The following is a 9,183-nucleotide window of genomic DNA, read 5'->3' on the forward strand; positions in this document are numbered from 1 at the left end:
CCACCGCGTCGGCCAGGCCGCGGGCGATCACGGTCGGGCCCGCGGAGTCGACGACCACGGTGTGGTCGACGCCCATCCGGGCCAGCTCCCACGCGGTCAGCCGGCTGCCCTGGAGCAGCGGCCTGGTCTCGTCGACGTAGACGTGGCCCAGGGCTTCGGCGTCCCGAAGCGCGCGGACCACGCCGAGCGCGGTGCCCCACTCCACGCAGGCCAGCGCGCCCGCGTTGCAGTGGGTCTGCACGTTGACCGGCCCGCCGAGCCGGTCGACCAGCCAGCGGGCGCCGCGCAGGCCGAGTTCGCGGTTGCGGCGGACGTCGTCCTCCAGCACGTGGACGGCCTCCGCGACCACGGCGTCCAGCCCCTCCTCGAGCCGCGCCAGGACCCGGTCGACGCCCCAGGCCAGGTTGACCGCGGTCGGGCGGGCGGACCGCAGCCTGGCCGCCTGCGCCCGGACGTCGCCGCCGCCGCACGCGGCCAGCGCCACGCCGAGCGCCCCGGCCACCCCGAGGGCGGGCGCGCCGCGGATGGCCAACCGGCGGATGGCGTGGACGAGCTGGTCGACCGTGTCGATGCGCAGCGTCGTCAGCTCGTCCGGGAGCAGGGTCTGGTCGATCGCGATGACCCGGCCGTCCGCCCAGTCGATCGTCCGCATGGTCCGAGTGTGCCGAGCCGGCCCGGTCGGGGGAAGCGGGCGACACGAACGGACGATCACGTCCCGGCACGGGGTGCGCCCTGGCGGTCGGGCGCACCCCGTCCGCCGCTACCCGCTGACCGAGGCCGAGAAGTTGTCGACCGCCAGGCCCGTGCCGCCGTTCCACGGCTCGAAACCGGCCTGGATGCTGGTCAGGTACCAGGAGCTGGTGATCGCGCCGCGGTTGCGCACGTCGTTGACGAAGTCGAGCACGTTGAACGACCACGACGTGATGGGCGAGGGCGCGACGTAGGAGATGACGTTGTTGCCGCCGTTGTTGCCGCGCCAGACCTGCCAGGTGCGGCCGCCGACCGTGGCGTTCCCCACGGCGCTGCCGATCGGCTGGATCGAGCCCTGGCGGTTGAACCAGATCATGATCTCCATCTGGTTGACCCCGGTGGTCTTCGGCGTGGGGTCGAGCCAGATGTCGTACGAGGCGTTGTACGTGCCGCCCGTGTAGCGGTAGTTGATCGACGAGTTCGCGCTCCGGATGCGGCTGACCTGCATGGGCAGGTTCGACCCCGGCGAGCAGTTGCCGTAGTGGCAGCCGAGGTAGGCCGACGGGTAGGACAGCGGCGCGCCGTTGGTCGGCGCCGAGCCCTGCTGCTGGGTGATCTGGAAGCCGGACGAGGTGACGTTGATGCACTGCGTGGCGGAGGAACCCCACCTGTTGTTCTGGACCACGTAGCGACCCTGGATGGTGGTCGAGCCGTACTGGTCGCAGATCGTCACGTCGGCCTGGGCCGGTCCGGCGGCGGACACGAGCGCGCCGGCGGCCAAAAGGCCGGTCAGCGCGAGGGCCCGGAGGGTGCTTCGCATGGAACTCCTCTCGAAGGTTCCGCGGCGGCGATGGCGCAGAGCGCTCTGGGAGCGCTCCCAAGGTAACCCGCGGACGCGGTCGGCGCACAGTCCGTTCCGGTGACGTGCGCACCCCGCCGCGCCCCGGCCCCGCCTCCACCGCGGCCGCACCGGTCCTCGTCCACCGGCCTCCCAGTGGTTCTGCGCAGGCCGCCGGGCAGTGGACCTGCCGCTCGCACGCGGCGGGCACCACGCTCGGTCAGCGCGACCGGACACGAGAGGACCAGCGATGGACGAGAACCACCTGTCCCCCGGCGAACCCCTGCCCGGCGGGGACCAGGCCGGTGCACCCCGGACCGTCGAGCCCCGGACCGTCGAACCCCGGACCGTCGACCGCCGCCGGTTCCTGTTCCTGACCGGCGCGAGCGGGCTGGTGCTGGCGGTCGCCTCGTCGGGCGGCCCACCGGGCGCGCGCGGCGGGGACGTCGCGCTCACCGCCACCGCGACCCGGACGCTGCACCTGCGCCGCCGCGAGGACCTGCTCAACCTGCGCGTCGACCTGTTCAACGCCGACGTGGTCCAGGCCGCCGGCGGCGCCGAGCTGCGCCGGGTCGCCGCCGGCGGCGCGTACCTGGTGGTGCACTTCCCGCCGCAGGCGGTGCTGGAGCGGGTGCTGACCGACCGGCTGCGGCTGGGCGACCTGCCGCTGCCCACCCGGGTCGCCGGCCCGAGCAGGCTGGCCTTCGACATCACCGCCGCGCTGCCGATGGCCCTCACGCTGGACAACCTGCTGGGGTGGACCGGCTTCGCGCCGCGTCTGGCGCCCACCGCGACCACCACCCAGACCTCGTCCGCCCTCGTCGCGCCGACCGACACGCAGACCGCGCTGGAGCTGCCGTGGCGGGTCCTGCTGTCCCCCGACGAGACCGGGGGCTGGCGGCACGCCGTCGCGCCGGTCACCGCCAACGGGTGGACCGAGCTGTGGCACACCCGCCTGGGCGCGCGGACCGGCGACGGGACCGTCGAGGACCAGGCCCGGCGCCGCACCGTGCGGGCGATCTGGCTCACCGACGCGCAGATGGCCGCGTGGGCGCAGGACCCGTCCTCCGTGCCGACCACCAACACCGACGGCATCGACCACCCGCTGCCGCCGAGGGAGCGGCTGTCGATCGTGCGGCTGTCGGCCGACCCGGCGCTGCGCACCCAGCCCTCCCCGACCCTGCCCGAGCCGATCGACGTGGCGGAGCTGTCGCTGAGCAGCCTCGGCGCCACCTTCGACCTCGCGGGCCGGTGGAACTACCAGTCGACGGCCGCGCTCGACCTCAAGGGGTGGCAGCACCGGGCCGCCCTGGGCCGCGACCACTTCGCGCGCACCGAGAAAACCGGTTTCCTGTTCCCCTACGGGCACCGCGCCTCGCTGGTCGAGGTGGCCGAGCGCCGGGTCGAGCGCCGACCCAACCCCGACGGCACCCCCGGCCCCTGGTACGCCTACCTGCGGCGCACCCAGTTCCTGGTGGTCCAGCAGCAGGTGCGCGCCTACGAGGGCGACGCGACCATCCCCGAGCGGCAGCAGCGCAGGCTGCCGTTCACCGCGATCCGCGTGCTCACCCGCACCACCCCGCCCCTGGTGCCGCCCGCCGACCGGAAGGACTTCGCCGGCGGCGGCGCCGCCACGTCGACCAGCTCGTTCGTGCCGCGCGCCGCGGCCGCGCCGGGCACGCCGATCCCCTTCCACCTCAGGGGCGTCGACCACGAGGGCCACGAGGTCGACTTCACCGCGCCCGTCGTGTTCGTGCCCGAAGCCGCGATCACCGGCGCAGACCAGCTGCTCACCCGCGTCCACGACGCCTACAACTCCGGCGACCAGCCCGAACCCGTCGCCGCGCGCACCGCCGACACCGGGGGCCGCCGGATCGCCCTGGCGCGGCGCGGCGGACACCCGGCCGGCAGCACCACCGCCACCGTCGACCAGGTCGTGTTCAACTCGCACGCCTCCTCCGGCGCCAAGGCCGACCTGCTGGCCGCCGGCAAGGCCCCGTTCCACCCGCACCTGGAGCGGGCCGTGCTGCGGCTGCCCGAGGTCGCCCGGCTGACCGGCAACGCGGTGGCCGCCACGCCGTTCGAGTACGCCGCGATCTACCTGTCCGACGGCCACGAGGAGGCCACCAACTCGGGCGGCGTCTTCCTGGCCGTGCACCCGGACGCCGGTGCGGCGCTCAGGTCCGCCACCACCCCGGGGGCGCCCGCGCTGGACTTCTCCCCCGCCTCCGCCGGAGGGCTGGCCACGCCCAGCGGCGCCATCCGGGGGCTGTCGGCCAAGATGGGGCCGATCACCGCCGTCCCGATCGACGCGGCCCGGGAGCTGTACAACCCGGAGCAGATGTTCGGCGACGTGAGCAAGGCCAAGGTCCTCGGCGGCATCCCGATCAAGGACCTGCTGGCGATACCGGGCGCCACCACCAAGAACCCGGACGACGCGCCGAAGGTGAGCCACCGCTACCGCCACGACATCGACGCCGACGAGGCGACGGTGAGCTGGACGCCGAAGGTGCAGGCCGGTCCCGCCAACCTGCCGGTGTTCGAGCCGCTGCCGCTGCCGCCCGGCGAGCCGTCCGCCCGGACGCTCACCGTGCTCGCCACCTACACCCACCCCCGCAACGCCGACGTGGAGCCCGGCCAACGCGTCCACGGCGAGCTGCGCGACTTCGCCCTGCACCTGTTCGGGACGCGGGGCGACTGGCAGGTCATCACGCTGGAGTTCGACCACCTGCGGTTCACGCAGGCCACGGGCGCCACGACCGCGATCGACTGCCGGGTGCGCCAGGTCCGGTTCCACAAGTCCTTCAAGTTCGTCGAGGAGCTGGCCTCGCTGTGCTCGTTCCTCGGCGACCACCTGGACGTCATCATCGGCACCACCGGCGTCCAGGCCGGGCTGCGGTTCGCCCTGCCCTCCGTCGAGGTGGGCGTGTTCGCGCTCGCGGAGCTGGTGGTGCGCGCGAACGTGGCGGTCCCGTTCGACGGCAGCGCCGTGCGGGTCAGCTTCGACCTGAACACCCGGGAGCGGCCGTTCAACCTCCGCATCGGCTGGTTCTCCGGCGGCGGCCACGCGGGCATCGCGGTGGGCGCCGACGGCCTGGAGCGGCTGGAGGTCGGCTTCACCTTCGGCGCGGCGTTCGCGCTCGACCTGGGCGTCGCCAGCGGCGGCGTCGAGGCCGTCGGCGGCATCTCCTACCTGCTGGAGAGGGTGGAGGTCGTCGAGGGCGGCGCGGAGGTCGAGCGCCAACAGGTCGGGCTCACCGCGTTCCTGCGGCTGCGCGGCAGCCTGGACTTCCTGGGCCTGGTCAAGGTGTCGGTCGAGTTCTACCTGGGCCTGACCTACCAGGAGAAGGCCGACCGCAGCTCGGTGCTCGTCGGCGAGGCGAGCGTGACCGTCTCGATCGAGCTGTGGCTGTTCAGCGAGACCTTCACCGTCCGCACCCGGCGCGAGTTCGCCAAGACGCCCGCGCCCGCCGCCCGACGCGCGCCCGGCGGCGACCGCACGGCACTGGCCGCCGCGCCGGGAGCGCCCGCCCACCCCTTCGGCGCGACCTGCACCCAGCAGGACTGGAACACCTACTGCGCCGCGTTCGCACCCGTGGGAGCCTGACCATGAGCAAGCAGACCATCACCTGGACCGTGCTGCCCAACGGGGTCACCCCCGGTGTGGACGTGGTGCGGTTCTCCCTGCACGTCGCACCCCGGCTGCTGCCCGACCCGGCGCCCGGCGCGCTGGCCGGGTTCCCCGACTGGACCGACTGGCCCGCGCGGGTCTCCGGCGCGGCGTTCCACCTGGAGTTCCCCGACATCACCGACCCCGGCACCGGCAGACCGGTGCGCGCCGCGGCCAGGCGCGTGTCGACCCCGGGCAGCGCGCACTGGACGGCCCTGTTCACCGGCGCGTCGCGCGTCGACGGGCACGCGCTGACCCGGTTCACCCGGCGGCGCTTCCGCTCCTACCCCGTCCGCCACGTGCGCGACTTCGTCGACCAGCGCTACGGCCGGTTCGGCGCCCGCACGCCCGAGCGGTTCCCGACGCTGGACGAGCTGGTCGCGGACGACGCGTTCGGCCCCGTCGGGTTCGAGCTGGACAGCGACCGGGCCGGGCTCGGCCCGGAGCGCAAGCGGCGGCTGCGCGAGCAGTTGGAGCGCATGTTCAGCCTCGGCGCGCAGGACCCGGCGGGCTGGGCGGTGCCGTTCCGGCCGGGCGACGCCACGACCGCCGACGGCGTGGCGCTGACGTTCCTCCAGGCCGAGCGGTTCCACCGCAGGCGGGCCCCGATCGTCGGCGACCTGCCGCCGCTGCCCGCGCCGAAGCTGGACTTCCACCAGGTGGTCGCGATGACCCGCGAGCACCACCACCTCCAGCGGCTGCTGGGCCTGGTGCTGGACCTGGAGTCGACCGACCCGGTCCTGATCGGCCTGGCGCGCGGCAACGAGCGGGTCACCCGGGTGCGCGTGGTCACCGACCTCAAGCCGCTGCTGGGCCTCGCGGACGCGGTGCACGTGCGGCCCACGATGCGGTGCCGGATCGGCAAGGGCGCGCGGGGCCACGCGTTCACGGCGGCATCGCAGGACACCGGCAGCGACCTGCGCGACGGGCTGCTGCGGGTCGGCGACACCGACCGGTTCGCGGTGGTGCAGCTCGACCCGGACAGCGCGGCGCTGGCCGTGCGGCAGTTCGCCGACACCGTCACCCGGCTGCGCGTCGAGCGCGGCGGGCAACTGCTCAAGCGCAGCGCGAGCACGCCGGACGAGCAGGCCCTGCCGGTGCTGCGCACGGCCGGGTTCTCGGTGGGCAGGCTGTCCCGCGCCGCCCGGCTGGCGGCGAAGGTCGAGCGGAACCGGGCGGTCAACGACGCCGCGTTCACCGCGGGCGGCGACAAGGTCACCGACGACATCGCGCTGGACGCCGACGACGTGGTGCGGGGCTACCGGTGGGACGTGCGCGACGAGAACGCCGGGCAGTGGTTCTCCCTGATGTGGCGCGACGGGGTCTACGTGTTCGCGCGGACGGGCGCCGAGGTCCCGGTGCTGGAGGAGACGGCGGCGCAGACCGCGCCGACGACCTCCGGCGCCACCGGCGACGAGGACCTGTACGTCCAGGAGTCGCTGGTGCACTGGGCGGGCTGGAGCCTGGCCGCGCCCCGGCCCGGCAAGGCGCTCGGCGGGGACAACGCCCTGGGCGACGGCAAGGCGAAGCCGGACCCCGACTTCCCCTTCGACACCAGGTTCGCGCCCAGGGCGCTGCCCCGGCTGCGGTTCGGCAGGCGGTACCGGCTGCGGGCACGGGTGGTGGACATCGCGGGCAACTCGCTGACCGCCGAGCAGGCCGACGCCGTCACCGACCCGGCGCTGAGCACGCCGGTGGAGACCTTCCGCCGGTTCGAGCCGGTGGCGGCCCCGGACGTGCTGCTGCGCGCCGCGCCGGGCGAGGCCGAGTCGCTGGACGTGGTGGCGCTGCGCGGCAACACCGGCGGCGACACCGCCGTGGGAGCCGCGGACCGGCACGTGCTGCCGCCCCGCACCGGCGTCCAGGTCGCCGAGCTGCACGGGATGCTCGACCGGGCCACGACCGGCCGGCCGGTGGACGCCTCCCGCTACGCCGAGCTGGCCACCCGGGACGCCGCCGTGCTGGAGCAGCACTCCTCGGCGCGCCCCCTGCCGGCGCCCGCGGACCGGCACTGGTGCTACGACACCGACCAGCTCCCGGTGCCCTACCTGCCCGAGCCGCTGGCCAAGCGGATCCTCGTGCGCGGCCTGCCCGGCGGCACCACGTCCACCGCGATCACCGCCGTCGACCCGGCGACCTGGCCCGCCGCCAAGGGCTTCCGCCTCCGGCTCCAGCAGGGCACGCCCGGCTGGACGTGGAACGAGTCGGCGCGCCTGCTGACCGTGCGGCTCATGCCCGGCGACAGCTACCGGCTCCAGCTCTCCGCGCAGTTCGACGCGGCCGACCTGGACCTGATGGCGCTGTGGCCGCTGATCCAGCGGGCCGCGGCCGAGTGGAACACCGCCCACCCCACCGACCAGGTGGACGTCGAGGCGGTCCGGCAGTCGGTGGTCGGCGGCAGGCACTGGATGTTCACGCCGTCGCGCGCGCTGACCCTGGTGCACGCGGTGCGCACACCGCTGGCCGTGCCCGCCGTCGGCGCCGTCACCGCCCGGCGGCCCGCCGAGGGGCAGGTCGGCTCGACCCACGTGGTCCTCGGGCCGAGCATGGTGGTCAGCCGCAAGAGCAGCGCCGGCGTGGAGTTCACCCCGAGCTGGCGGATGCCGGTGGACGACGGCGTGACCGAGCCGGTCCTCGACCGCGGGTTCCGGGCCGCCCCGATCACCGTGCCGCTGGAGCGGGCGCACGGGCCCGCGCCCACCACCGAGGTGGTGGAGTTCCAGGCTCGGCACGAGTTCGGCGACACCAAGCGCCGCCGCGTGCGGTACGAGGCGCGGGCGGTGTCCCGGTTCGGCGAGTTCTTCCGGGAGCACCGGGAGGTCTCGTTCACCGGGTCGGCGCACACCCTCGGGGCGCCCGTCGACCCGGCGCACCTGGTCGTGGTCGACAAGGGCACGCGCGAGCAGTACCGGCTCGCGCCGTTCGGGACCGAGGTCGTCGACGCGCCCGAGGGCTACGACTACGTGCTCACCGACGCGGCCACCGGCAGGTTCGAGCGCACCACCGCCGGCAGGCTCACCGCGCCCCGCGTGCTGGAGGTGGCGTTCGTCCGCCCCGACACGCGCAGCGCGCCCGCGGTGGTGGAGCACGACATCCCCAGCTCGGCCCGCCCCGCCGCGCCCGTGGTCCGCCAGGTCGTGCCGATCTTCCGCTGGGAGAACCCCGGGCCGGGCCAGAGCGTGCGGCGCGGCGGCGGCCTGCGGGTCTACCTGGAGCGGCCGTGGTGGTCCAGCGGCGAGGGCGAGAAGCTGGGCGTGCTGCTGTGGCCGGACCCCACGACCGACGTGCCGGAGCACCTGCGGGGCGTGGTGACCACGTGGGGCAACGACCCCGCGCAGCACTCCGCCTCGGTGGCCGACGACGCGTCCCAGAGCTCCTTCCCGCTGGCCACCCACTTCGGCACCGGCATGACCGTGCCCGAGCACCCGACCACCGGGTTGCGGGTCGCCGCGCACGACGTGGCCTACGACGGCGTGCGCGACCTGTGGTACTGCGACATCCGCATCACGCGGCAGGGCGAGACGCCGCTGGAGGGCTACTTCCCGTTCGTGCGGCTGGCGCTGGCCCGCTTCCAGCCCCAGTCGGTGCACGGCTGCCACCTGTCGGCCGCGGTGACCGCCGACTTCGCCCAGCTCGCGCCGGACCGCGCGGTCGTGGTGACCGGGACCGGCTCCACGCGCTCCGTGCAGGTGACGGGTCCCGGCGCGACCATCGGACCCGGCAGCGGCCCGCGCAACGAGGTCCGGCTGACCGTGGAGCGGCAGCTCGACGGGGTGACCGACCCGGTGCTGCGGTGGCAGCCGGCCGGCGGCGGCTTCACCGCCACCCTGACCAACCCCACCTCCGGCAACGGCCAGTTGACGTGGGCGGGCGCGGTGGCGCTGCCCGGCGGCGCCGGTCCGCTGCGGCTGGTGGTCGAGGAGTTCGAGGCGCACCGCGACGGCGGCGGCGGCACCGTCGCGACCCGCCTGGTGCACACCGACAC

General features: G+C 75.0%; 4 protein-coding genes. 2 read left to right on the forward strand and 2 right to left on the reverse strand.

All coding sequences use genetic code 11. From position 1 onward, the window contains the following. The coding region (locus tag ACFV4N_RS34520) for an S-methyl-5-thioribose-1-phosphate isomerase (RefSeq protein WP_499676859.1) at window positions 1-652 on the reverse strand (652 nt) is incomplete at its 3' end. A 108-nt stretch (window positions 653-760) separates the two neighbouring features. After that, on the reverse strand, window positions 761-1,510 hold the full coding sequence (locus tag ACFV4N_RS34525) for a GH12 family glycosyl hydrolase domain-containing protein (RefSeq protein WP_499676860.1): 750 nt from the start codon (window positions 1,508-1,510) through the stop codon (window positions 761-763). 268 nt (window positions 1,511-1,778) lie between these two features. On the opposite strand from ACFV4N_RS34525, the gene ACFV4N_RS34530 reads away from it, so the two are divergent. Then, entirely contained in the window at window positions 1,779-5,135 is a 3,357-nt protein-coding gene (locus tag ACFV4N_RS34530) for a hypothetical protein (RefSeq protein ID WP_499676861.1), read from the forward strand. 2 nt (window positions 5,136-5,137) lie between these two features. After that, window positions 5,138-9,183: hypothetical protein (locus ACFV4N_RS34535; protein WP_499676862.1), on the forward strand; the 4,046-nt coding region annotated here is incomplete at its 3' end.

It is taken from the genome of Actinosynnema sp. NPDC059797 (genome assembly GCF_042732085.1).
Lineage (GTDB): Bacteria > Actinomycetota > Actinomycetes > Mycobacteriales > Pseudonocardiaceae > Actinosynnema.